Source organism: Burkholderia vietnamiensis LMG 10929 (genome assembly GCF_000959445.1).
Classification (GTDB): Bacteria; Pseudomonadota; Gammaproteobacteria; order Burkholderiales; family Burkholderiaceae; genus Burkholderia; species Burkholderia vietnamiensis.
Window position 1 is genome coordinate 887,323 of sequence record NZ_CP009632.1, and the last position, 23,702, is coordinate 911,024.

A 23,702-nucleotide genomic window follows, 5' to 3' on the forward strand; every position below is an offset into this window, starting at 1 on the left:
AAAGCTGTGCGAAAGACACATGAAAGCCGGTATAGACGCACGGTGGAACGAAGCCGCCCCCGGCCCGACGCCGCCATCACACGATTCGCGTCCCGGTCGACCGCGCCGACCATTCGCGCGCTCGCGATCGCGGATTCATGCGTCATTTATGCTATAAATGGGCGCCTGATCCGATCCCCTGTTGCCCTCGCGACGGGACTGCGTCGCAGGCTGAACATCGTGCACGACTGGTATGCATTATTCGACGAAGTAAAGAAGCTGGGCGGCTATCCCAGCGACGCCCAACTCGCGGAGGCGCTCGCGTTGACCCGCGCCCAGATATCCGCGTGGCGCACCGGTAAGAGCGACCTCGGCACGCTGTCGAAGCTGCGCATCCTCGATGCGCTCGGTCAGGACGACGTGCGCTCCGCGGTCCTGAGTCTCCTGCCGGAAAGCAACCGCGACATCCTGATCCGTCAGCATCTCGAACTCGTCGCGCGCGTGGCGCAAGGCACGCAGTCCGATCGCGGCAGTCGCGACGGCGCGCGCGCAACCGGTGCCGCGCCTTCGGACAACCGGCTGCTGCGTGCGCTGCCGGCCGACGAACTCGACCGGCTAGCACCGCATCTCGTACCGGTCGATCTCGCGCCCGGACAAGTGCTCCACAAGCAAGGCGACAGCCTGAGCCACCTGTATCTGCCGACTACCGCGGCCTGCGTCGTCTTCCATTCCACGAAAGCGAGCGCACCGCTCGGCCTGGCCATGATCGGCAACGACGGGCTCGTGGGCTTGTCCGCATGTATCGGCGAGCCGCGCGCGGCCAACCGCGTGGTCGTCCAGGGCGCGGGCCATGCATACCGGCTCGACGCCGACGTCGCCAAACAGGAATTCTCGCTCGGCGGCACGTTCCAGCGACTGCTGCTGCGCTATACGCAGGCATTGCTCGCGCAGATGTCGCAACTCACCGTGTGCGGGCATCACCATTCGCCGCTGGAGCAGCTGTGCCGCTGGCTGCTGCAAACGCTCGACCGGCTGGACGGCAACGCGATCCAGTTCAGCAGGAAAGTCTTTCCGGGGGTGCTGGCGTTCGACGGCGCGCTCGCCCGCAATACGCTGCGCAAACTGGAGACCGACGGCGCGATCCGCTATCGTCCCGGCCTCATCACGATCGTCGATCGCGACGCGATCGAGCACCACGCGTGCGAGTGCCACCGCATCCTGTGTCGCAACGACGCACGCGTGTTCGCCACGCGCTGACCCAAGACGGAAAACGCGTTCAGGCGGGCGGCGTGTCGCGCACCGCACTGTGCCCGCGTGCCGCGAACACCGCGTCGATGATCTGCTGCAACCGCATCAGGCAGCCTTGAGCATCGCCCGGGGAGTTCAGTTCGAGCGCTTCGAGCACGTTGACGATGCCGGCCAGAAACGCGTCCCCGACCGGATCCTCGCGGCCGCACGCGCGCAGGTACTCGGCGCGCCCATACAGCGCACAGATGAAATCGACCTGATGGGCCGCAAACGATTCATCGTCCTGCGCGTCGACCTCGAAACGCTCGTGCGCGTGTCCCTGCAGCGCGATGGGCAGACGAAAAAACATGTTCATACCACTGGCCTCGAATGAGAAGGGACCGCTAGGCCGGAGCGCCTGCGACACCCCTCTCTGCCATTGAAACTTTCGCCGGACCCCGCCGGCTCGCCATTTTTCTTCCGCGGCGATCCCTTCGTCAAGTATATTTGACACTCGGAGACTCGCGAAGATGATGCACAACGATTCGATGGACGTATTGACCGTCGCCGGGCTGTTCGTCACGCTCGGAACCTGGGCCTGGGTTTTCTGCAAAATGCAGCGCGTCGCCGCCACGGACCATCAGACGAATGCCGCGTGCGATACGCCCGTCGCGTCCAGCAATCGCGATCACGTCGTTCTGTTCAATCCGGCAGCCGAACGCATGGTCGGACGCAGCGCGCGCATGCCGGCCCACCCTACCATCGCGACGTGTCGATCCGCTGAAACAGAGCACGCGCGCCGTATCGAACCGGACTCGGCACCGCTCGCAAACGCCGCCGGCATCGCGACGTGCGTTCGCGCCATCGACGCATCGCCGGCGCGCGCCGCGCACCCGCGCGCATGTGCCGAACACAACCCCGTTGCGACGTGGCTGATGCGCGACGGCGTGATCGTCGGGGTGAACGACGCATGCCTCGCGCTGCTCGGCGCGCTCGCGCCGGCAGACGTGATCGCCACAGCGGCATCCGCGTGGCTCGACGCGGACGGCCTGAAAGGCGTGCGTCGACAACTGGCGATGGCGCCAGTCGCGCCGCACGGGCGGACCGAGCCGACGGCTGGCGTCCTCACGCGCCGCGACGGTCGGACCCGCGACGTCGACGTGTTGGCGACCGTATCGAGCGACGCAGTTCATGCGCCGGTGCTGTTGACGTTCCACGACGTCACGCGCCGCAATGCGACCGAGCGCGAGCTGCGCGAATCGCGCCATGCGTTGCGCGAGCTCGCGCGCGGCGTGCAGCGTGAGCGCGAGGCCGAATTCGCACGCGTTGCCCGCGAGCTTCACGAAGGGCTCGCACAACCGCTCGACGCGTTGAAGATCGAGATCGCCGCGCTGAACGCACGTTATGCGCAGCTGATGCAGCGAGACGGAACCGCGGACGAAGCCAGCCGGAAGATCGACGCGCATCTGGACCATCTCGCCGCGCACGTGCGGCAACTTACCGCCGACCTCAGGCCGCCGATGCTCGACGAGTTCGGGCTCGCCGCCACGCTCGAGTGGCTCGCGCAGGATCTGTTCGCCCGATACGGCGTGAAGATCGACACCGACCTCAGCGCGACCGTGGTGGACGATGCGGCCGCGTCGGTGCTTTATCGGATCGCACGCGATGCGCTCGAATCCGCGCGGCTGCGCGTGCCCGTTGCGCGCATCGGCGTGCAGTTGCGGCAGGCCAGCGGTTTCGTCAGGTTGACGATCCGGGAGGACGGCGCGCTCGACGACGCCTTCGTCGACCGGCAGCGCCCTCCGGCGCTGTTCGCGATACGCGAGCAGGTCGCGACGATCGGCGGCGACGCCGACTGGAAGACGCTCGCCACGGGCGGGCAGGAACTCGTCGTGCACTTGTCGTCGTTGTCGCGCCGCTAGCGCACACCGGAGGCCGTTCATGACGGTGAGGCGAGCGTAGCGGCAGTTGCGCGTTCGACCGCTGCGCGCACGTCGCCTTCGTCGATCATTGGGCCGGCCGATCGCTGCGCGTGACGAGATTCGTCTTCAGCGCCGCGCTCATCGGCATGTCGAGATTCGCGCCGCGCGGCGGAATCGGCGATTCGAACCACTTCGCATAGAGCCGCGCGAACTCACCGCTTCCGATGAGCCGCGTGAGCGTGCCGTCGATGAGCCGCTTGAACGCCGGATCGTCCTTGCGCACCATGCATGCGTAAGGCTCGACCTGCAGCGCGTCGCCGGCGACGACCCAACTGCCGGGATCGTCGGCATTCGCCCGCAGTCCGTACAGCAGAACGTCGTCGAGCGCGAGCGCGGCGGCCTTGTCGGTCGCGACCATCTGCAGTGCATCCGCATAGTCCTTCGCGAGCACCACGTCGGCATCGATGTGCCGCGCGGCGAGTTCGCGCCGCAACGTCTTCTCGTTCGTGCTTCCGGCAACCGTCGCGACGGCCTGGTGCGCAAGGTCCGCGTAGTCGCCGATGTGCGACGCGCGCTTCGCCATCAGCCGCGTGCCGGCATAAAAGTAGTTGATCGAGAACGCGACGTCCTTGCCGCGCGCCGACGTATTGGTCGTCGATCCGCATTCGAGGTCGTAGCTGCCGTCGACCAGCAGCGGAATGCGGTTCTGTCCGGTCACCGGCACGTAGGCGACCCGCAGGTCGGGCCTGCGCAGCGTCTTGCGGACGTCGTCGACGACGGCCTCGGTCACGTCGACCGAAAAGCCGACGGCCTTGTGCGGCGTCAGCAGATAGCTGAACGGCACCGCGGCTTCGCGGTACGACACGACGATCCGGCCGGACCGCGAAATCTTGTCGAGCGTCTGCGCGCATGCGGCCGTCGACGCGACGCACGCCGCGAGCAATGTGGCGAGCACGGCAAAGGACCGATGTCTCATGACTCCCCCTTTCCACGATGGGCACCCCGCGGGCGCGGTGTCGCGAGCCGTCGCGGCCACGGGCGGAACGCATTCCGCATCCGTCGCCGCGCGTGTTCGAGACCCGACGTGAATTCACTGTAGGCGCCGCCCCTCGCGTGCCCTTGACGCAAGTCAACGGCGCGGCGGCGCCATGGCGCAGGGCCGTCCGGATTTTCCCGATCGACAATGCAAACGGCCCGAGGTCGATCGACGACCTCGGGCCGCGCACGCGCCGGGCATCCCGCCTGCCCGCCGCGCGCCGCCGTTCAACGGGCTCGCGCCCGCATCAGAACTGGTAGCCGGCGCCCACGACCGCACCGAAGTCGGAGCGCGTATTGCCCGTCACCGACGCCTTGACGACCCAGCGGTTGCTCTCCGTCACGTACGAATAACCGGCCGCGAACCCTTGCTGCCCGTGATAGTTTGACGTCGCCGCCGACACCATCGAGCGGCCCGCGCCGGTCGGCTGCGGCAAGCCGGCCACGGCCATCGCCGAGGCAACGCCGCCGTACATGTCTTTCTTCAGATCGTTGAACGCGTTGTACACCTGTCCGACGCGCTGATCGGTGTAGCCCTTCGCCTGCGTCGACGCAGCGTTCAGGTTGTCGTTCAGCTGCTGCACGTTCACCGCGTCGGTCGGCGCCGTGCCGGCCGCGACGTTGGTGATCTGCCGCTCGTTGCCCTGCGCGCCGACCGAGAACGAATTGTCGCGATCGGCCACCGAGCCCTGCCCGACCGCCACCGCGTTCTTGCCGGTCGCGGTCGCCGTCGAGCCGATCGAACCGGCATCGGCGCGCGCGATCCACGTGGTGTTCGCATCGGTCGCCGCCGCACGGATCCGGTCGTTGGCCGCCGCGGTGTTCAGCGCGCTGTTGAACTGCGCCATGTTGACCGCGTCGTTCGCGTTCACGCCGGCCGCGACGCCGCTCAGCACGCGGTCGCCCGACGTGCCGGCGAAGTTCACGCTCGTGCCGCCCGAGTCCTTGCCAACCGTGATCGCGCCGTTCGCGTCCTGCTGTTGCACGAGCCCGGCCCGGCCGTTCGCGATGTTGGTCACGTTGCTCTGCAGGTTCGAGATGTCGGTCGTGTTCTGTGCGACCTGCTGGTTCGTCGCGTACAGTTGCGAGCCGTTCACCGCGTCGGTGCTGGTCGCATTGAGCGCGCCGGCCTTCACGTTGGTGATGCGCGTGCCGCCCGCGCCGCCGAGCGTGATCGAGCTCTTCGACGCATCGTCGTACTGCACCGCGAGCGCGCCGAGCTGGTCGAGGTTCGACTGCACCGACTTCAGCTGCTTCACGTTCACCGCATCCGTATCGTCGGTGCCCGCCGCGACGTTCTTCAGCACGACCGCCGCGTTGGCGTTGCCGCCGACCAGCGACACCGAGTTCAGCCGGTTGCCGTTGCCGTCGACGTCGTACTTGACGACGTTCTTCACGGCCTCGCCGGTCTGGTTCGACACCTGGGTGATCTGCTGCTCGAGATCGGTCTTCACGCCGTACAGCTGGCCACCGTTGACCGCATCCGTGCTGCCGGCCGCGATCCGGCCGTCGGCGACGTTGGTCAGCTGCGTCGGCGCGCCGTCGCGTGCGGCGCTGTAGGCGCCGAGCGTCGGGTCGAACTGCAGCGCGTCCTTCTGCAACCCGGCGATCGCGGTCGTATTGCCGGCGATATGGGTTTCGGCGTCGCCGAGGCGCGTTTCGTGATTCTCGAGCGTCGTCGTGTTGCTGCCGACGCGGCCGTCGAGGTTCGTCAGCGCGTCGCCGACGTTGTTGAACGCGTCGCCGCCGACCCGGTACGACGGCGCGCCGAGCGAGCCGTCGGCATTCGCCGTTGCACCGCCGCCGAGCGCGGCCGCCGTGGCGTCGGTCGCGCGGCGCAACTGCGCGCCGTTGACCGCGTCCGTGCTGCCGGCCGACACGCTGCCTTCCGCGACGTTGGTCACGCGCACCGGCACGCCGCCGTTGCCCGCGCCGAGCGACACCTGGCGCTTGCTCGCATCGTCGTACTTCACCGCGAGCGCGTCGAGCTGGCTCGTGCCGTCGTGGATCGCCGCATTCAGCTGGTCGACGTTCACCGCATCGGTGCCGTCTCGGCCGGCCGCGAGGTTGCCGATGCGCTGCGGCCCGTTGCCGCCGTGGCTCGCGTCATAGGTGCCGAGGCCCGCGTTCCATTGCAGCGCGTCCTGTTGCAGCGCGGCGATATTACCGGTGTTCACGTTCACCTGATCGCCGAGCTTCGTCACGCTGTTGCCGACGTTGGCGATCGACTGGTTCAGCGTATCGGTCGCCTTGCCGAGCTGGCCGACGTTGACCGCGTCGTTCGCGGCCACGCCGTCCGCGACGTTGTGCAGCGTCGTGCCGTTCGGGCCGGCGAACGTGACCGAATCGAAGCCGCTCGCGCCGTCGTACTTCACGTTGCGCGCGTCGGCCGCCTGCAGGCCGCCGATGTTCGACGCCGCGGTGCTCAGCGACGCGCTCAGGCCGGTCACGTTGTTCTGCAGGTTCGTGATGTTCCCGACCGCGGTCGACAGCGACGTCTGCAGCGGCGCGACGGTGCCCTTCAGTTGCCCGACGTTCACCGCGTCGGTATCGGCAACGCCGGCCGCGAGCCCGCTGATCGTCGTGCCGCTCGCGCCGTCGAGCGCGATCGCCGCATGCGAATCGTCGGTGTATTTGACGACGTTCTGCGTCGCGGTGACGATGCTGGTGCTCAGGCTGTTGCCGACATTGGTCACGCGCTGGTCGACGCTGGCGATCGACGTCGACAGCGTATTGCCGACGGAGGTCACGCGCGCATCGACGTTCGCGATGCCGGTGCTCAGCGTACCGTTGACGTTCTTCAGCTGCTCGACGTTCACCGCGTCCGTATCGGCCGCACCGGCCGCGACGTTGCGGATCTGCCGTTCATGGCCGACCGAACCGAACGACACCGCACCGCCGACCGGCGCGGCGGTGCCGCCGAACACGGGCGTACCGCCGTTGTTCGCGCCGATGCTGCCGGAGCCAATGGCCACCTGGTTGTTGTCGTTCGTCTGCGCGCCCGCGCCGATCGCGACCGACTGCGTGCCGCCCGCACGTGTCTGCGTCGCCGCGTCGTAGGAAGCGCCGTTCGAGACGCCGTCGCTGGTGGTCGGATTCGCGCCGCCGATCGCAATCGAACGATCGCCGCTCGCCAGCGCCGAGTGACCGAGCGCGATGGAGCTCGTGCCGTGCGCGTCGGCGACGTTGCCCAGCGCCATCGAGTAGTCGCCGATCGCGGCCGACTGGCGGCCCATCGCGAGCGCCGTGTTGCCTTGCGCGAGCGCCACCGTGCCGATCGCGGTCGCCGAGTTCGCGAGCGCCTGCGCGCCGACGCCGATCGCAATACCGCCGCCGCTGCTCGAGCCGCCCTGGCTGCCGGCGTTCGACTGGTCGCCGATCGCGATGCCGCTGGAACCGGCCTTCGCGTTCGCGCCCGACGTGAAGTTCGTGCTGCTGGTCGCGACGTACGTGCCGCTCTTCGTCGCGACGCACAACGGGTTCGTGCCGTCGATGCATTGCCCGGTCAACGCGTTGTCCGGATTGCCGCGGTCGACGAAGTTGTCGGCGTGGGCAGCCCCCGCGACCAGCACACCTGCGCTTGCGAACATGGCGGCGACGAGCGCCGAGATCTGGTTCCTCTGCATTTTCTGCTCCGTTATGTGGCTTATGGTTTATGGACTACTTACGTTCATTCACACCGTCGAATCCGACTTCTCGTTGCTCGGGCGGCGCACCGGTCTGTGTTTCACCCTTTACCAGAACATCAGTAATGCGAAGTTCAGGTTATGGACGAGTTCGTCCCGGCCGATTCTCGCGATTCAGCCTGCTGCAATTGACAATCCGAATGGGACGCACCGCGCGGCGCGACTAACCCCGTATTTTCTATTTCATCCGTCGCGCCCCGACCGACTGCTTTACGCGACACATTGTTACCAAGGCAATTCGTTCTGCACCGCTAATGCAGATGCGAAGATTGCCGCGCCGAATATGTATCGTGGTACACACCGATAAGCGGAACCGATTTGGTTTCCTCAGCGCCGGACTCCTTTGCCAGACCGACCGACCCGGTGAATCGATTCGCCATCCAAAGTTCGGACGAATTATGGGACAGCACCTTGCGTTCGAGAAGATGCCATTCTTTATAAAATGACAAATCCTTAATTTTCAATGCCTTACGTTACAAAAACGGCATGCGCAAACGATTGCGCATTTCCGCGATCAATAAAAATGTTTTCTGAAGCGGACAAATACTTTGCCGGAGCGAATCCGAGGGAAACGCAATCAAGTTAAAAAACGTAAAACCGAAAGACCTTCCTGCGGTACTTTCGCTACGCGTCCGAATAATCCATGCCGTTACTCTGGCGAGGATTCGAATCTCCCCCTACAATTCCATTCGCATCGATTCCGGTCGCGACCATGATCTGCCGCTTTATCGCGTCAGCAATAGAAAGAGACAACGCCGGGTATTGGGCCGAGATACTGCCTGCCGTGCAGACCGGCCGATTCTGTTTGTCGATGCGCGCGTGCCGCGCCCGTTCGTGAAGCCATGTCGCAGCTTCCGACGATTTTCCCGCAGTGGAATCGATACGCACGGCAACGCAGCCCGCGGCACTTCCCGAACAGGTAAACGATGCAGCCCTCGACATCCGTATTGAGCAATGCCCATATCCTGATCGCCGACGATCAGCCCGACCAGTTGCGCTTGCTGGTCGACCTTCTGCGCGACACCGGGTGCCGGATCAGCATCGCGCACGACGGCGTGCAGGCGTGCCAGCGCGCGCAGGCGCTGTTGCCCGATCTCGTGCTGATGGACGTGCGGATGCCGCGCATGGACGGGTTCACCGCGTGCCGGCGGCTGGCGGCCGACCCGCTGACGAGCGCGATCCCGGTGATCTTCCTGACGGTGGCCGGCGAACTGCACGAGCGCATCGAAGGGCTCGAGATCGGCGGCGTCGATTACATCGTCAAGCCGTTCGAGCCCGCCGAAGTCATCGCGCGGATCCGCGTGCAGCTGATGCGGATGCGGCGCCCGCTGCCGGGCGAGGCATCGGCCGCGCCCACCGTGGCTGCGGCCGGCAGGGACGACGGCATCATCGTGCGCGCGGCGATCCGCCACCTGTCGCGCTCACTGCACGAGCCGCCGACGGTGGAGCAACTGGCGCGCGCGGTCGGCACGCACGAGAAGCGCCTGTCGCGCGCGTTTCGCGACAATCTCGGGCAGACGGTGTTCGAATACGTGCGCCACGAGCGGCTGCGCGTCGCGCGCGATCTGCTGGATTCGACGTCGCTCAGCATCGCCAACATCGCGAAGGAGATCGGCTTTGCGACGCCCGCGAATTTCGCCACCGCGTTCCGCGAACGGTTCGGCATCACGCCGACCGAATGGCGCAGGCAGCGCGTCGCGGCAGCGCCCGCGACCGGCCGCAAGCGGGAACGCGACGCGTAACCGCGGCAGCAACGACGGCCGCGGCTGCCCGCCCTGTTTCGCCCTTGGCAGCCCGTGCGTGCATTGCCGAATCCCCACACCGCGAACGAGTGATAGCCGCTCACGACGAGACGCGCGAACAAGTTGGCGACTTTCATCGCGAAGCGCCGTTGGCATAGCTCGTAGTGCACACCTGCGCCCGCCATCGGCCGAATGAAGTCGTATGAAGAAGTGTCCGATCAAGCGAGCCGAAGACGACGCGCACCAGCCCCATGAATCACGACGCCCGATGCTGCCCGCGCCGCGCTGGCGCTGGTACCATACGCCAGCCTCTCTACCGGAACCCGCGATGAAGCTGTCATTCGAAGCGCTCGAAGCCCTGGACGCGATCGACCGCACCGGCACGTTTGCCGAAGCGGCGGAGCTGCTGCACCGCGTGCCGTCCGCGCTGACCTATCAAGTGCAGAAACTCGAGAGCGACCTCGGCATCGCGCTGTTCGACCGCAGCGGACGACGCGCGAAGCTCACGCATGCGGGCCGCGTCGTCGTCGAGGAAGGCCGGCGCCTGCTGCGCGCGGCCGAACAGCTCGAGCTGAAGGCGCTGCGCGTGCAACAGGGCTGGGAAACGGAAGTGCGCGTCTGCATCGACGAAATCCTGCCGTTCGACTCGCTGTGGCCGTACGTCCATCGCTTCTATGCGCTCGGGATGGACACGCGGCTGCGGCTGTCGACCGAAGTGCTCGGCGGCGCGTGGGACGCGCTGATTTCGCGTCGCGCCGATCTCGTCGTCGGCGCGGCCGGCGAGCCGCCCGAGCTGCCGGACATCATCGCGCGGCCGATCGGCTCGCTCAAGCACGTGTTCGCGGTCGCGCCATCGCATCCGCTCGCCGCGCTGCCCGAACCGCTGTCGATGGCCTCGGTCGTCCAGTATCGCGGCGCGGTGATCAGCGATACGTCGCGCGAATTGCAGCCGCAGTCGATCGGGATCGACCCCGGCCAGCCGTACCTCGCCGTGCCGACGCTTACCGCCAAACTGGAGGCGCAATGCGCGGGCCTCGCGGTCGGCACGCTGCCCGAATGCATCGCGGCGCCCGCGATCGCCAGCGGCAAGCTCGTCGCGCGCGAGGTGACCGGCATGCGCGATACCACGCACTGCTATCTCGCATGGCGCGGCGACGAAGCCGGACGCGCACTGCACTGGTGGGTCGAGCAACTCGACAAACCCCACCTCGTCGATTGCTTCACGGCGCCGCACTGACGCTGCCGTTCGACGGCCCGCACGCGGGCGCGTTCGCCCTGCGGGGCACGCATGATGCGCGACCACGCCCGCTTCCACGCACGGCCTCGTGCGCCCCATGCCGATCGTCTGACACGCCGCTCAGGGCTTTAATCGGCGTGACCTCTGCCCCAGCTGCATCACGCTGCTCTCAGCTCCCGCGTGTGCCCGGCCGACAGCGCCGCGCGACCCTGCCGGCGTCAGCCGAGCGTATCGTGCAGGCGCTTCATCTCCTTCTCGAGCCACCCGATCAGGCTGAACGACGCGTGGGGCTTCTCGGCCGGCGGAACCAGCATCCTCTCCTCGGCAGCGTTATGTTTCGCAGCCGCGCCTGCGCTCGCGCTACGCGCGTCGAAGCGGGATGCGCGGCAGCGCATAGCGGCCGGCGCCGGCGATCGCGATCGTGCCGAATAGGATCAGCAGCATCCACGCGAACTGCCCGTCGCGCAGCGACCAGTCGGGATGCACGAACACCAGCGCGACGACGGTGATGATCATCACCGGCAACGCGGCGAGCCTCGGCCACAGGCCGACGATCATGAAGATCGGGCACACGACTTCCGCGAAGATCGCGAACAGGATCGACAGCGTGCGCCCGAGATGGAACGGGTCCTCGATCGCGGCCGCTTCGGCCGTGTAGTGGACGAGCTTCGGCAAGCCGTGCACGACGAGCAACAGCAGGCTTGCGCTGACGCGCAGGAACAGCAGGCCGAGATCGACGGCCATGCGGGCGGGAGCGGGAGCGGGAGCGGGAGCGGGAGCGGATTGAGCAGGATTCATGTAACGGTCGTCCGGATGGGCGGATGAGGCGCCGACGCGCCCGTTCGGTGGCGTCACGCCACCGCGAGCGAACGCGGGCGATCGCGGCACGCACGCCGACATGCGGCCTGCGTGCGCCGTTCGCACAATCTACGCGCGCGAACCGGCGCCGTCCTGTAGCCGGACTGAAACGTCCTGAAGCCTGCGCGGCGTTACGGTTCGCGCGACTGCGCGTCGGCGTCGAGCGCATCGTGGCCGAGGCGATGCACCTGCAGCCATGCGTGATGTGCCGCCTGCGTCGAGCCGCCGGTATGAGCGAGCGCCGCCGCGTACGCGGCGAGCAAGCGCACGCGCGCATCGGCGCAGGCCGGCGTCACGTCGGCGTCCTGCATCGCGTCGAGCGCCACGCGTGCGCGTTCGCGGCATTCGTCGACGAGCGACAGGTCGAACAGGCACGGCACCGCCACCGCGGCGAGGTCGATGCCGAGCGCGCGGTCACCGCCCGTCGAGAATGCCCAGTCGAGCGCGGCGCGCAGGTTGCCGAGCTCGCGCCGCACGACTTCGAGCCGCACGCTGCCACCCGCGCCGTTGCCGCGCCCGCCGGGCGCGTGCCTGAACAACTTCAGGAAGTAGCACAGATGCGAGCGCGCCGCTGCCGCATACTCGCCGTGCGCCTCGAGCTGCTGCCGTGCATAGGCGCGGGTGGTCGTGAGCAGCCGGTAGCGCGGGCCGCCTTGCGAGGTCTCGAGGATCAGCAGCGACTTCGACACAAGGCCGGCGATCGTATCGAGCAGATCGGTGCCGGACGGCCCGTTCGCGCCGACGACCTCGCGCACGGCCTCGATCGTGAAGCTGTCGCGGAACACGCCGAGCCAGCGCAACAGCAGCTGCTCGTCGTCGCCGAGCAGCCGGTAGCTCCAGTCGTACATCGCCTGCAGCGTCTGGTGGCGCGGCAACGCCGTGCGAAACCCGCCGGTCAACAGCCTGAAGTGATCGTCGAGATGCGCGGCCAGCACGTCGATGCCGAGCACGGCGGCGCGCGCGGCCGCCAGCTCGATCGCGAGCGGCAGCCCGTCGAGCCGGCGACACACCGATGCCATCAGCGCGAGGCTGCGTTCATCCAGCGGAAAGCGCGGATCGGCCGCACGCGCGCGCGCCGCGAACAACTGCACGGCGCTCGCGTTCATCGCATCGCGCGGGTCGGCGTCGGCAGCGGGCACGTCGAGCGGCGGCACCGGGCACACGCGCTCGCCATGGATGCGCAGCGCCTCGCGGCTGGTCGCGAGCACGCTCAGCCCGTCGTCGGCATCGGTCAGCGCGCTCGCGATCCGGGCGGCGGCGTCGAGCAGGTGTTCGCAATTGTCGAGCACGAGCAGCATCCGGCGCCGCGCGACACTGGCCAGCACGGCTTCGAGTGTCAGCGAGCCGGCCGGCTGCGCGATGCCGAACGCGCTGGCGAGCGCGTCGGGCACGAAGTTCGAGCAGGCCACCGTGGCCAGCGACACGAACACCGTCCCTTCCGGGAACCGCTCTTGCGCACGCGCGGCCGCCTCGATCGCGACGCGCGTCTTGCCGATCCCGCCGGCGCCCACCAGCGTGACGACGCGCGCGACTTGCAGCGCGGCCTGCACGTCGGCCAGCATCGTTTCGCGGCCGAACAGCGCACCGGGCACCATGGCCGGGCGCAGCGTCTCCGTGCGCACCGGCGGCTCGGCGTCGTCCCGCTCGACCACCAGCCGGTAGCCGCGGCCCGGCACCGTCACGATCAGGTTGCGGTCGGCGGCCAGCGCCTTGCGCAGCGACGCGATATGCACCTGCAGGTTGTTTTCTTCGACCACGGTATGCGGCCAGACGCGCTGCATGATTTCATCTTTCGATACTAGCGCCCCGTCCGCCCGAATCAATAATTCGAGAATTTCGAATGCGCGGCTGCCGATACGCAGCAGCGTGCCGTTCGAACGAATTTCACGTCTGTCGAGAAAAACGTGAAGTGTTCCAATCCGGATCATGAGAATTTCGCGTTGGTGACGGTCAACCGCGCGCCGCGGGGGCAGCGCGCGTATCCGGCGTCAATGCTACGGTATTTGCATGATCGAATGATTCAAATTATCCGAATGGAACGATCGCATTTTTTGAAATGACCGGAAATTGGTAAATACCGGTATTGGATTCGCCGAATCGGCCAGCGCCTCGCGCAGGCGCGTTTCACGCATGAAAGCGGGGCTGCGTCGATGAATTTATCGGCCAATATGCGATGAAAAGGCATTCGGCCGAATGCCGATTTTTATTCGTCCAACGAATACCGGTCGATCGGCTCCCCAGCGTCGCGTCACGCGTGCGGCTGCCGCACGGCGAAGCGGTCGAGCGCCGCCGCGAGGATCATCTCGCGGCAGTTGGCCGGGCGCTTCGCGCCGCGCCATTGCGGCTTGTAGATCGCGTCGCCGGTCGCGATCGGCAGCCCGGTGAGCGCGCAGCGGCCGCGCGAGCGTGCCTTCGCGCTGATCCAGCGCTGCTCGTCGTAGCGGCAGTGGGTCGAGTCGCTCCACGACACCAGCACCGACGAATCGGTCTGCCGTTCGGCGGCGATGATCGCGCTGCGGCGCCGCGCGTCGCCGCTCGACGGGATCGGCGGGTCGTCCCGATGAAGGCGGCTGCGGCCGTCCGTCTGCGCGGCGCGCGGCATCGGCCGCAGCCCTGCGACGGGCGACGGCCCGAGCGATGTGATCATCAGCTCCCAACGAGTGAACGCGTCCATGGCGGCATATCCAGGCAAGTAACGGGCGGGCCCGCGATTCGGTGATCCGGGCGATCCGGGCTCGTTCGCGTCGCGCGGCGCGGGTTGCGGCCGACGCCAGCTGACGCCAGCCGACGCGACGTGCGCCGGGCGGCCCGATGTCGACGATAGTCGCCGTCCGCTGAAGAGTCTCGGTGACGGACTGAATTGTTCTGCAGCGCGGCCTCTCGCTCGCGCGCGGGCGCGTTCAAGAAAATTCAGCCGGATTTCAGTACGGCGCTCGCGGCGCCGGGATACGCTCCTGACGGCATTCGCTCGTCCGCGCCGCCTCGGCCGGCACGTGGCGGCGCAGACCGGCCGCACGACGGGATGGCGGGGGCTGGTCGCACCGATTCACCATCCCGTGCGGCACCGCCGCCGCATATCCCAGGAGTCCAGATGCATCCCGAACAAACCGATGCCGTACCGTCGGCGCGCCGCCGCGACATGCTGCTTGCGGGGGCCACGGCCGTCGCGGCAGCCGCGCTGCCCACGATGGCGGCCGCGGCCGGCAAGCCGGCCGGCAACGCCTCTTCAGCCCACCCAGGAGCTCATACGATGAACACGATCACCACGAAAGACGGCACGCAGATTTACTTCAAGGACTGGGGCGCGGGTCGCCCGGTCGTGTTCTCGCACGGCTGGCCGTTGTGCGCCGACGCGTGGGATGCGCAGATGCTGTTCCTCGTCCAGCACGGCTATCGCGTGATCGCGCACGACCGCCGCGGCCACGGCCGGTCGAGCCAGCCGTCGCACGGCAACGACATGAACACGTACGCGGACGATCTCGCCGCGCTGCTCGACGCGCTCGACGTGCGCGAAGCCACGCTCGTCGGCCACTCCACAGGTGGCGGCGAAGTCGCGCGTTACATCGGCCGCCACGGCACGAAGCGCGTATCGAAGGCCGTGCTGATCGGCGCGGTGCCGCCGCAGATGGTGAAGTCGCCGACCAATCCGGGCGGCCTGCCGATGGACGTGTTCGACGGCATCCGCAAGAACGTCGCGGAGAATCGCTCGCAGTTCTACAAGGATCTCGCGGTGCCGTTCTTCGGCTACAACCGTCCGAACGCGAAGGTGTCGCAAGGCACGATCGACGCGTTCTGGTCGCAGGGCATGATGGGCGGCATTCACGGCCAGTACCTGTGCGTGAAGGAGTTCTCCGAAGTTGACTACACGGACGACCTGAAGAAGTTCGACGTGCCGACGCTCGTGCTGCACGGCGACGACGACCAGATCGTGCCGATCGACGATTCGGCCCGGCTGTCGTCGAAGATCGTCAAGCACGCGGTGCTGAAGGTGATCGAAGGCGGCGCCCACGGGATGTGCGTCGTCAACGCCGATCGCATCAACGCGGAGCTGCTCGCGTTCCTGCAGGCGTAAGCGTGACGTGCGTCGTCGCGGCGGCGAACCCGCCGCGACGACGCACGCCGCCACAGATTTTTCCAGGAATTTTCAGATGCGCGGCCGCGCGCTCACGGCGCACGCGCCGGGCGCAGCACCAGGCCGATCGCCGCGCCGACGAGCGCGAACGCCATCGCGACGCGGAAGTTGTCGGCGAGTGCGAGCGTGGTGGCCTGCACGCGCACCGCGCGATCGACGAGCGCGTAGGTGGCCTGGTTGCCGGTCGCGAACGTCGCGCCGTGCGCCACCAGCGACGCCGCCCCGGCCCGCAGCCGCTCGAGCGTCTCCGGATCGGACAGCGACACGTGCAGACCGACGAGATTCGAATGGGTTGCCTCCCTGATACGCTGGATCACCGCAATGGCCGTCGTGCCGAGCTGACCGCTCAGCAGGCGCGTGGTCTGCACGACCGCGCCGAACGTCAGCGCATGCTCGGCCATCACGTGCCGGCCGAAGAACACGATGACCGACGTGAGCGCCATCGTCTGCCCGAGCGCCTGCAGCAATTGCGACGGAATGAAGTCGGGCTCGGCCCACACCGGCGTGAGCTGCGCGCCGAGCGCGAACGCGATCGCCACCGTCACGAACCCCGCGACGATCAGCCGGCGCGGATCGACGCGTTGCAGCAGCAGCGCGACGCACGGCGCGAACAGCAGTTGCGGTATCGCGATCCAGTGCAGCGTATCGCCAATCTGCAGCGGACGCAGCCCGTAGGTGCTGGCCAGGAACAGCGACGGGATGAAGCTCGTGTTCAGCACGGTGAAGCGCACGAGGCCGACCAGCACGATCAGCAATGCGATGTTGGGGCGCACGAGATAGCTCAGATCGATGCCCGCGCGCGGCGACACCAGCTCGTGAATCAGGAACGCGGCGATCATCAGCGTGCCGATCGCGAGCAGCGCGACGATCAGCGGCGACTGCAGCCAGAACAGCCGCTCGCCCTGGTCGAGCGCGATGCACAGGCACGTGAAGCCGCCCGCGCCGAGCAGCATGCCGCGCGCGTCGATGCCGGATGCGAAGCGGCGGACCGGCTCGTCGGCGAGCGACACCATCAGGCACGCGATGAACGGCACGGTCAGCGCCGCGTTCTGCCAGAACAGCCAGCGCCAGCTCAGGTGTTCGCTGTACCAGCCTTCGAGCGTGGCCGACAGGTTCAGCGACATCTCGAGATTCATCGCGTACGCGGCAATGCCGAACGGAATCAGCCGCGGCGGCAGCGTGCGCACGACGAAGCCGATCGTCAGCGGGACGAACACGCCCGACGCGAGCCCGGCGATCGCCTGGCACACGATGAACGCGCCGAACTGCGTGCACAACGGCAGCGCGGTCTCCGCGCACAGAAACACCGCGGCGCCTGCGAGCAGCACGCGGCGTGTGCCGAACAGGAACGCGGCCGCGATCGCGAGCGGCCCGACGAACATCTGCGATGCGGTGAATGCGGTGTTGATCCACGCGCCTTCGTCGAAGCCCGCGCCGAGCGCGCCGCGCACGTCGGCGAGGCCGAGCGACGTGATGCGCGACGTCAGCGTCGCGATGATCGCGCCGAGCAGCACGGCCGCGATCGCCGCGATCGAACGAAACGTCGGAATGTCGGAAGCGGGGCCGGCTGCCGGCGCCGCGGCACTACCGGGGGCGAACGTGGTGTTCATCGTCGAGCGGCTCCCGCCTGTCAAGCTGGCGCAAGCATAACGCGATGCGCCGAAACCTGCCCGTACGATGGAGTTTGCCGAATATGACGCCGCCCCCGTCCCCCACCCCGCCCGTTGCATCGTCTGCGCCTGCGCCGTCGCGTGCGCGCGCGCCGGCGATCGTCGCGATCGCGGTGCTCGCGCTGCTGCTCGTCGGGTCGTTGCTGTACGCGTTCGATACGCGCGACCTGGGCACCGACGATGCGTACGTGACCGGCCACCTGCATGTGATCTCGCCGCGCGTGGCCGGCACGGTCGAGCGTGTGCTCGTCGACGACAACCAGTTCGTCCACGCGGGCGAGGCGCTCGTGCAGATCGATCGGCGCGACTTCGACGTGCGCGTCGCCGCGCAGCGCGCGCGCGTCGCGCAGACGCGCGCCGATGCGAGCCGCGCCGTCGCGCTGATCGCGCAGGCCGACGCGGCGCTCGTTGCCGCGCGCGCCGATGCCGAGAAGGCCGAGCTCGATTACGCGCGGGCCAGCGAGCTGGCCCACGAGACGCCGCGCGGTTTGTCGAAGCAGGAGTTCGACGCGGCCGATGCCGCGCGCAAGTCCGCGCGGGCGCGCGTCGCGGCGGCCGACGCGCAACGGCGCAGCGCCCTCGCCGCGTCGCAGGCCGCCGATGCCGCGGCTGCCCAGAACGACGCCGAACTGCGCGACGCGCAGCTTCAGCTCGGCTATACGACCGTCGTCGCGCCGTCGGACGGCTACGTCGGCAAGAAGACCGTCGAGACCGGCGAGCACGTCGCGCCCGGCCAGGCGCTGCTCACGCTGGTCGAACCGCATCCGTGGATCGTCGCCAATTTCCGCGAGACGCAGCTGCGCAACGTGCGCACCGGCGACGCCGTGCAGTTGCGCTTCGACGCGCTGCCGCAGCGCACCTTCAGCGGCCGCATCGACAGCCTGTCGCCGGCGACCGGCGCGCAGTTCGCGCTGCTGCCGCCCGACAACGCGACCGGCAATTTCACGAAGGTCACGCAACGCGTGCCGGTGAAGATCCTGCTCGACGGCCCGGCGGCGACGGAGCCGCGCATCCGGCCCGGGCTGTCGGTCGTCGTCACGCTGCAGCGCAGCCCTGACGCACGATGAAGCGCGCATCCGCCCTGCTCGCCGCGAGCCTGTTGAGCGCGTGCTCGATCGCACCGCAGCCGCTCGCGCCGGTGGCGCTCGGGCACGACGGGTTTCAGCATGCCGACGCGTCGGCCGAGCATGCGCCATCGATGCAAGCATGGCCCGCATGGTTCGGCGACCCGCAACTGCACTCGCTCGTCGACGCCGCGCTCGCGCGCAACTTCGACGTGCGCGCCGCCGCCGCGCGCGTCGCGCAGGCGCAAGCGCTGCTCGGCATGCGCGACGCCGCGCTGTGGCCGAGCGTGCGCGTCGATCCGTCGTTCAGCCACGCGCGCGTATCAGGCACCGTCGACAACGCGTTGCCGAAGCGCATCATGCACAACTGGTCGGTGCCCGTCGCCGCGAGTTACGAAGTCGATCTGTGGGGCCGGCTGCGCGGCGACGCGGATGTCGGTGCGCAGAATGTGCTGCAAGCCGCGGCCGATCGCGATGCGGTTCGGCTGCGGGTGGCAACCGAGGTTGCCGTCGACTACCTGACGCTGCGCTACGTCGACGACGATCTCGCGACGCTCGACAGCGCAATCGGGCTGCGCCGCACCGCGCTGGACGTGATCGCCGCCCGCGTGCGGGCCGGCGCGGCGAGCGACCTCGACGCACTGCGCGCGTCGGCCGATCTCGATACCGCGCGCGCCGATCTCGCGGACAGCCGGCGCTTGCGCGAGAATCTCGTCGATGCCATTGCGGTGCTGACGGGTATGGCCCCGAGCGCGTTCGAGCTCGAGGCGAGCGCCGTGCCCGTTCGCGTGCCGGACGTGCCGCCCGGCCTGCCGTCGACGCTGCTCGCGCGCCGTCCGGACGTGTTCGCGGCCGCGCGGCGTGTCGATGCCGCGTCGCTCGAGGTCGGCATCGCGCGCACCGCGTGGCTGCCGACGCTGACGCTGACCGCCGACGGCGGCTTCGCGACCCGCGACCTGCGCACCTTCATCGATCGCAACAGCTCGCTGTGGAGCCTCGGCGCGAACGTCGCGCTGACGCTGTTCGACGGTGGCAAACGCGATGCCGCGGTGGCGGCCGCGCGAGCCGGCGTCGAGGTTGCCGACGCGAACTACCGGGCGACTGCGATCGGCGCGTTGCGCGACGTACAGGACGCGCTCAATGACATCGCCGCGCAACGGGAGCGGATCGCGCGCTACGGCGACGCCGTGCGCGCGACGGATGCCGCCGCGCGGCTGTCGCTGAGCCGCTATGCGCATGGTTACGTCGGCTATCTGGAAGTCATCGATGCGGACCGTGACGCGTTGAATGCCCGGCGCCAGTTGATTCACAGCCGGCAAGCGCTCGCGATCGCGACGGTGAGCCTCGTGCGTGCGCTGGGTGGCGGCTGGACGGCGCCCGCGGGAGCGGGCCGGCAAGCGGCGCGCGATGCGGTGCAAACCGATGCGCAGTGAAGCCGCGCTCGTCGTGCGGTGCGCGCATGCACGCGCGCATCATGCGAGCCGGTGCGCATCCTCGCCGAGAAACCGGTGCACGAAGGTCACGGCCATCGCGCCTTCGCCGACTGCCGACGCGACGCGCTTGACCGACCCGGACCGGACGTCGCCCGCCGCGAACGAGCCCGGCACGCTGGTCTCGAGATAGTAGGGACGGCGTTCGAGCGGCCACACCCGTTCGAACGCCGGACAGTCGTACAGATCGGTGCCGGTGACGAGATAGCCGCCGGAATTGCGGATGATGGCGGTGTCCTTCGCCCATTCGGTATTCGGCGCGCCGCCGATGCAGACGAACAGGCGTGTGGCCGGCACGCGTTCGGATGGGCCGTCGTCCGTGCGGATTCCGATCGCATCGAGCCAGCCGTCGCCGTACAGTGCGTCGACCGCCGACCGGTAGCGCACCGCGATGTTCGGCGTGCGCTCGATCCGGTCGATCAGATAGCGCGACAACGTGTCGGCGAGCGATGCGCCGCGCACGAGCATCGTGACCTCGCGCGCATGGCGCGAGAAATTCATCGCGGCCTGGCCGGCCGAATTGCCGCCGCCGACGATGAACACGTGTTCACCGGAGCACATCGGCGCCTCGCTCGATCCGGCGCCGTAAAACAGCCCGGCGTTGAGAAACGCGGGCTCCTCCGGCAGCCCGAGGCTGCGGTATTCGATGCCGGTCGCGCAGATGTTCGAGCGGGCGACGAGCACCGAGCCATCGGCGAGATCGACGTGAATCTTGCCGTCGACGAAGCGCGCGTGCACGCCTTCGCGCATCGTCAGCAGTTCGACGCCGAACTTCATGGCCTGTTCTCGTGCGCGCTCCGCGAGTTCCGCGCCGGGAATGCCGTCCGGGAAGCCCATGTAGTTCTCGATCAGCGAGCTGGTGCCGGCCTGACCGCCCACCGCGGCGCGCTCGATCAGTACCGCGCGCAGCCCTTCCGATGCCGCATAGACGGCCGCCGACAAACCGGCCGGCCCCGCGCCGTAGATCGACACGTCGTATTCGACGAAGCGCGGCTGCGCGACCCAGCCGAGCCGCGCGGCGATTTCCGCGAGCGTCGGCCGGTACAGGCGCGAGCCGTCCGGAAAGATCACGACCGGCAGCCGGACGTCGCGCAATGGTGCGATGCCGAGCTCGCGCGTGCTGTCGGCGTCGGAGGTGAGCTCGCACCAGTCGTACGCGACCATGCGACGCTGCAGGAAATCGCGGATCGCATACGCGTCGCGGCTGCGCGGCATGCCGATGATTCGTATGTGGTGCGGCTGATTCATGCGCGGCTCCCGATGTTGGCGATGGGGACGCGGCCGGCTGGTGGGATGATCGCCGCCGCAGTCGCGAATGTACGCCGTGGGGCGCGGTGCGTGGCGGGGTTCATAACAATTAAGGCGGGGTGGGTGGGGGCTGGCGCGGTCAGCCTTCACTCAACGCGCCGGCGCTATAACGCGGGTTGTAGCCTGCCGAGAGGCCACGGTCGGAACCCCAGACTTTGTGCTGTATTCCAGAGCATCGTTCGATGCAATCACGGCTCGCTGACGGGCCGGCAACTCCGAATTCACGATAGAGATGGTCCGGGATATCGGTCCCCTCAACGGCGGCCTGCTCGTAGGCATGGCGTCCCGGCTGCTTGCCGATCAGTCCAGGTTCTACATCAAGCGGCTGGCCTTGACGCGGCCATCTGAAGAAAGCCGGCCTGGTGCGGTTCGGCACCGACTTCGAGCCGCCCGGCCGCATGTGGCTGACACGCCGGGCGGCTGACCGCCACTGATTCGACGCCCGGGTCACTCCAACCCAGCCGCGGCGGCCCGATCCCGCCCCATCCGACACCGAGGGTTAACACGGCGCACTTCCGGCTTTGTGCCGTGCGTCTTTTCGCCTAGAATTTATCGACCGATAACTTATCTCTCGATAAACAAGGAGTTCGCCATGCCTGTCTCGCGACTCGCGCACTACTCGATCCGCACGCTCGACCTCGACCGGTCGTGCCGGTTCTACGAGCGGGTGCTCGGCTTCAAGCGCGGCTACCGCCCGCCATTCGACTTCCCGGGCGCGTGGCTATACGCCGGCGACGACGAAGCCGACTACGGAATCGTGCACCTGATCGGCATCGATCCGGCCGACCCGCGCGGCCTTGCCGCCTATCTCGGCGACAAGGCCGTGCCAGCGACAGGCACCGGCACCGTCGATCACATCGCGTTCCTCGCGACCGGCGTCGAAGCGATGTGGCGCACGCTGCGCGCCGAGAACGTCGCGTGGCGCGACCGCACCGTGCCGAGCCTCGGGCTGCATCAGATCTTCATCGAAGACCCGTCGGGCGTGACGATCGAACTGAACTATCCGGCCGCCGAAGTGGCCGGCCTCGACCCGCGCGGCGCAGCCGCGGCTACCCGTGGAGCGTGACATGAACGACCGCAATTCGACCAAGCGCAATGCCGCCATCGTCGGCGGCTCACTGGGCGGCCTGTTCGCCGCGAACCTGCTGCTGCGCAACGGCTGGGACGTCGACGTGTTCGAGCGCGTGCCGGACGAACTGTCCGGGCGCGGCGCCGGCATCGTCACGCATCCCGAGCTGTTCGACGTGCTGCGCGCGGCCGGCGTCCGGATCGACGCGTCGATCGGCGTGAACGTCGAGGCGCGCATCACGCTCGCACGCGACGGCTCGCTCGCCTCCGAGCGGCCGCTGCCGCAGACGCTCACCGCGTGGAGCAAGATGTACCACGTGCTGCGCGCCGCGCTGCCCGACCAGCATTACCACGCGGGCGCCGTGGTCGCCGACGTGGCGGACGGCCCCGATCGCGCGTCGGTCACGCTCGCCGACGGCTCGGTGGTCCACGCGGATCTCGTCATCGCCGCGGACGGCCTGCGCTCGGCGATCCGCGAAACCTTCCTGCCCGACGCGCGCTTGCAATACGCGGGCTATGTCGCGTGGCGCGGGCTGGTCGACGAACGCGAGCTGTCCGACACGACGCACGCGACGCTGTTCGGCAAGTTCGCATTCGGGCTGCCGCCCCGCGAACAGATCCTCGGCTACCCGGTTGCCGGGCGGCACAACAGCACGCAGCCCGGCGAGCGCCGCTACAACTTCGTCTGGTATCGCGCGACCCGCGAAGACACCGACTTGCCGAACCTGCTGACCGACGCGACCGGCAAGCAGTGGGCCGGCGGCATTCCGCCGACGCTGATCCGGCCCGACGTGCTCGCCGCGATGGAAGACGCCGCGCATGCGCTGCTCGCGCCGCAGTTCGCGGAAGTCGTGTCGCGCGCCGCGCAGCCGCTGTTTCAGCCGATCTACGACCTCGAGGTGCCGCACATGACGTTCGACCGGATCGCACTGCTCGGCGACGCCGCGTTCGTCGCGCGCCCGCACTGCGGGATGGGCGTCACGAAGGCGGCCGGCGACGCGATGGCGCTCGTGCAGGCGCTGGGCGCCCACGCCGATACGCTCGATGCGCTGCATGCCTACAGCGACACGCGCACCGCGTTCGGCGCCGCGATCGTCCAGCATGCGCGTCATCTCGGCGCGTACATGCAGGCGCAGTTGCAGAACGACACCGAACGCGAAATGGCCGAGCGCTATCGCACGCCCGAAATCGTGATGCGCGACACCGCCGTGCCGCCGCAACTGTGAATCGCGCAGGCCGCCTGCCCGACGTGCCGCACCACGTCATGACCGATACCAACCAGGA

Annotated in this window: 17 protein-coding genes and 1 pseudogene; 10 read left to right on the forward strand and 8 right to left on the reverse strand. The window is 68.3% G+C overall.

Translation table 11 applies throughout. The features are described 5' to 3' along the window. Positions 1-42 precede the first annotated feature (42 nt). Complete coding sequence (locus tag AK36_RS28810; protein WP_224383424.1) at positions 43-1,236, forward strand: Crp/Fnr family transcriptional regulator; 1,194 nt, start codon at positions 43-45, stop codon at positions 1,234-1,236. Positions 1,237-1,255: 19 nt separating this feature from the next. Here AK36_RS28810 and AK36_RS28815 read toward each other — a convergent pair whose 3' ends face one another. Further along, positions 1,256-1,633: a hypothetical protein gene (locus AK36_RS28815; RefSeq protein WP_224056605.1), complete on the reverse strand. Its 378-nt coding sequence runs from the start codon at positions 1,631-1,633 to the stop codon at positions 1,256-1,258. A 103-nt stretch (positions 1,634-1,736) separates the two neighbouring features. Here AK36_RS28815 and AK36_RS28820 point away from each other — a divergent pair, with 103 nt between their 5' ends. Then, a complete protein-coding gene (locus AK36_RS28820) occupies positions 1,737-3,128 on the forward strand; it encodes a PAS domain-containing sensor histidine kinase (RefSeq protein ID WP_014726061.1) in 1,392 nt (463 codons plus the stop codon). A gap of 85 nt (positions 3,129-3,213) precedes the next feature. On the opposite strand, the gene AK36_RS28825 is transcribed toward AK36_RS28820, so the two are convergent. Both AK36_RS28825 and AK36_RS28830 read right to left on the reverse strand, forming a co-directional pair. Next, complete coding sequence (locus AK36_RS28825; RefSeq protein ID WP_045579815.1) at positions 3,214-4,104, reverse strand: amino acid ABC transporter substrate-binding protein; 891 nt, start codon at positions 4,102-4,104, stop codon at positions 3,214-3,216. A 307-nt stretch (positions 4,105-4,411) separates the two neighbouring features. Beyond that, entirely contained in the window at positions 4,412-7,789 is a 3,378-nt protein-coding gene (locus AK36_RS28830; RefSeq protein WP_011880423.1) for a YadA family autotransporter adhesin, read from the reverse strand. A 986-nt stretch (positions 7,790-8,775) separates the two neighbouring features. On the opposite strand from AK36_RS28830, the gene AK36_RS28835 reads away from it, so the two are divergent. Next, positions 8,776-9,591 carry a response regulator transcription factor gene (locus AK36_RS28835; RefSeq protein WP_045579816.1) on the forward strand — a complete coding sequence of 272 codons (816 nt, stop codon included), beginning with the start codon at positions 8,776-8,778 and terminating at the stop codon, positions 9,589-9,591. Positions 9,592-9,919: 328 nt separating this feature from the next. Then, a complete protein-coding gene (locus AK36_RS28840) occupies positions 9,920-10,828 on the forward strand; it encodes a LysR family transcriptional regulator (RefSeq protein WP_011880425.1) in 909 nt (302 codons plus the stop codon). A gap of 360 nt (positions 10,829-11,188) precedes the next feature. Here the strand turns inward: AK36_RS28840 and AK36_RS28845 are convergent, their stop codons facing one another. The 3 genes from AK36_RS28845 to AK36_RS28855 form a co-directional block, all read right to left on the reverse strand. Continuing rightward, positions 11,189-11,626: a DoxX family protein gene (locus AK36_RS28845; protein WP_011880426.1), complete on the reverse strand. Its 438-nt coding sequence runs from the start codon at positions 11,624-11,626 to the stop codon at positions 11,189-11,191. 191 nt (positions 11,627-11,817) lie between these two features. After that, positions 11,818-13,614 carry an ATP-binding protein gene (locus tag AK36_RS28850; RefSeq protein ID WP_045579817.1) on the reverse strand — a complete coding sequence of 599 codons (1,797 nt, stop codon included), beginning with the start codon at positions 13,612-13,614 and terminating at the stop codon, positions 11,818-11,820. A 320-nt stretch (positions 13,615-13,934) separates the two neighbouring features. Then, a complete protein-coding gene (locus AK36_RS28855) occupies positions 13,935-14,360 on the reverse strand; it encodes a DUF3331 domain-containing protein (RefSeq protein WP_011880428.1) in 426 nt (141 codons plus the stop codon). 417 nt (positions 14,361-14,777) lie between these two features. On the opposite strand from AK36_RS28855, the gene AK36_RS28860 reads away from it, so the two are divergent. Further along, positions 14,778-15,758, forward strand: coding sequence for an alpha/beta fold hydrolase (locus AK36_RS28860; RefSeq protein ID WP_011880429.1), 981 nt, complete (start codon positions 14,778-14,780; stop codon positions 15,756-15,758). Positions 15,759-15,850: 92 nt separating this feature from the next. Here AK36_RS28860 and AK36_RS28865 read toward each other — a convergent pair whose 3' ends face one another. Then, positions 15,851-17,428, reverse strand: coding sequence for an MFS transporter (locus AK36_RS28865; RefSeq protein WP_011880430.1), 1,578 nt, complete (start codon positions 17,426-17,428; stop codon positions 15,851-15,853). 83 nt (positions 17,429-17,511) lie between these two features. On the opposite strand from AK36_RS28865, the gene AK36_RS28870 reads away from it, so the two are divergent. Next, positions 17,512-18,555, forward strand: coding sequence for an HlyD family secretion protein (locus AK36_RS28870; RefSeq protein ID WP_011880431.1), 1,044 nt, complete (start codon positions 17,512-17,514; stop codon positions 18,553-18,555). Further along, a complete protein-coding gene (locus AK36_RS28875; RefSeq protein ID WP_011880432.1) occupies positions 18,552-19,985 on the forward strand; it encodes an efflux transporter outer membrane subunit in 1,434 nt (477 codons plus the stop codon). The genes AK36_RS28870 and AK36_RS28875 overlap by 4 nt, the downstream gene beginning before the upstream one ends. A gap of 39 nt (positions 19,986-20,024) precedes the next feature. Here AK36_RS28875 and AK36_RS28880 read toward each other — a convergent pair whose 3' ends face one another. Then, positions 20,025-21,290 (reverse strand): NAD(P)/FAD-dependent oxidoreductase, encoded by a 1,266-nt coding sequence (locus AK36_RS28880; protein WP_011880433.1) that lies wholly within the window; start codon positions 21,288-21,290, stop codon positions 20,025-20,027. A 401-nt stretch (positions 21,291-21,691) separates the two neighbouring features. Here AK36_RS28880 and AK36_RS34515 point away from each other — a divergent pair. From AK36_RS34515 to AK36_RS28890, 3 genes and pseudogenes are all read left to right on the forward strand, one after another. After that, positions 21,692-21,784, forward strand: a pseudogene (locus AK36_RS34515) (type VI secretion system baseplate subunit TssE); the annotation flags it as partial. Positions 21,785-21,942: 158 nt separating this feature from the next. Further along, the gene (locus AK36_RS28885) at positions 21,943-22,416 is read left to right on the forward strand and encodes a VOC family protein (protein ID WP_011880434.1); all 474 of its coding nucleotides are present in this window, start codon (positions 21,943-21,945) and stop codon (positions 22,414-22,416) included. Between the two features lies 1 nt (position 22,417). After that, positions 22,418-23,644: an FAD binding domain-containing protein gene (locus AK36_RS28890; protein WP_011880435.1), complete on the forward strand. Its 1,227-nt coding sequence runs from the start codon at positions 22,418-22,420 to the stop codon at positions 23,642-23,644. Positions 23,645-23,702 lie beyond the last annotated feature (58 nt).

Excerpts from the sequence above, each read along its gene's own strand:
- AK36_RS28840 (WP_011880425.1), top strand. The coding sequence starts at position 9,920 with ATGAAGCTGTCATTCGAAGCGCTCGAAGCCCTGGACGCGATCGACCGC.
- AK36_RS28885 (WP_011880434.1), top strand. The coding sequence starts at position 21,943 with ATGCCTGTCTCGCGACTCGCGCACTACTCGATCCGCACGCTCGACCTC.
- AK36_RS28890 (WP_011880435.1), top strand. The coding sequence starts at position 22,418 with ATGAACGACCGCAATTCGACCAAGCGCAATGCCGCCATCGTCGGCGGC.
- AK36_RS28830 (WP_011880423.1), bottom strand. The coding sequence starts at position 7,789 with ATGCAGAGGAACCAGATCTCGGCGCTCGTCGCCGCCATGTTCGCAAGC.
- AK36_RS28880 (WP_011880433.1), bottom strand. The coding sequence starts at position 21,290 with ATGAATCAGCCGCACCACATACGAATCATCGGCATGCCGCGCAGCCGC.
- AK36_RS28835 (WP_045579816.1), top strand. The coding sequence starts at position 8,776 with ATGCAGCCCTCGACATCCGTATTGAGCAATGCCCATATCCTGATCGCC.
- AK36_RS28870 (WP_011880431.1), top strand. The coding sequence starts at position 17,512 with ATGACGCCGCCCCCGTCCCCCACCCCGCCCGTTGCATCGTCTGCGCCT.
- AK36_RS28860 (WP_011880429.1), top strand. The coding sequence starts at position 14,778 with ATGCATCCCGAACAAACCGATGCCGTACCGTCGGCGCGCCGCCGCGAC.
- AK36_RS28850 (WP_045579817.1), bottom strand. The coding sequence starts at position 13,614 with ATGATCCGGATTGGAACACTTCACGTTTTTCTCGACAGACGTGAAATT.
- AK36_RS28825 (WP_045579815.1), bottom strand. The coding sequence starts at position 4,104 with ATGAGACATCGGTCCTTTGCCGTGCTCGCCACATTGCTCGCGGCGTGC.
- AK36_RS28820 (WP_014726061.1), top strand. The coding sequence starts at position 1,737 with ATGATGCACAACGATTCGATGGACGTATTGACCGTCGCCGGGCTGTTC.
- AK36_RS28845 (WP_011880426.1), bottom strand. The coding sequence starts at position 11,626 with ATGAATCCTGCTCAATCCGCTCCCGCTCCCGCTCCCGCTCCCGCTCCC.
- AK36_RS28865 (WP_011880430.1), bottom strand. The coding sequence starts at position 17,428 with ATGAACACCACGTTCGCCCCCGGTAGTGCCGCGGCGCCGGCAGCCGGC.
- AK36_RS28875 (WP_011880432.1), top strand. The coding sequence starts at position 18,552 with ATGAAGCGCGCATCCGCCCTGCTCGCCGCGAGCCTGTTGAGCGCGTGC.
- AK36_RS28855 (WP_011880428.1), bottom strand. The coding sequence starts at position 14,360 with ATGGACGCGTTCACTCGTTGGGAGCTGATGATCACATCGCTCGGGCCG.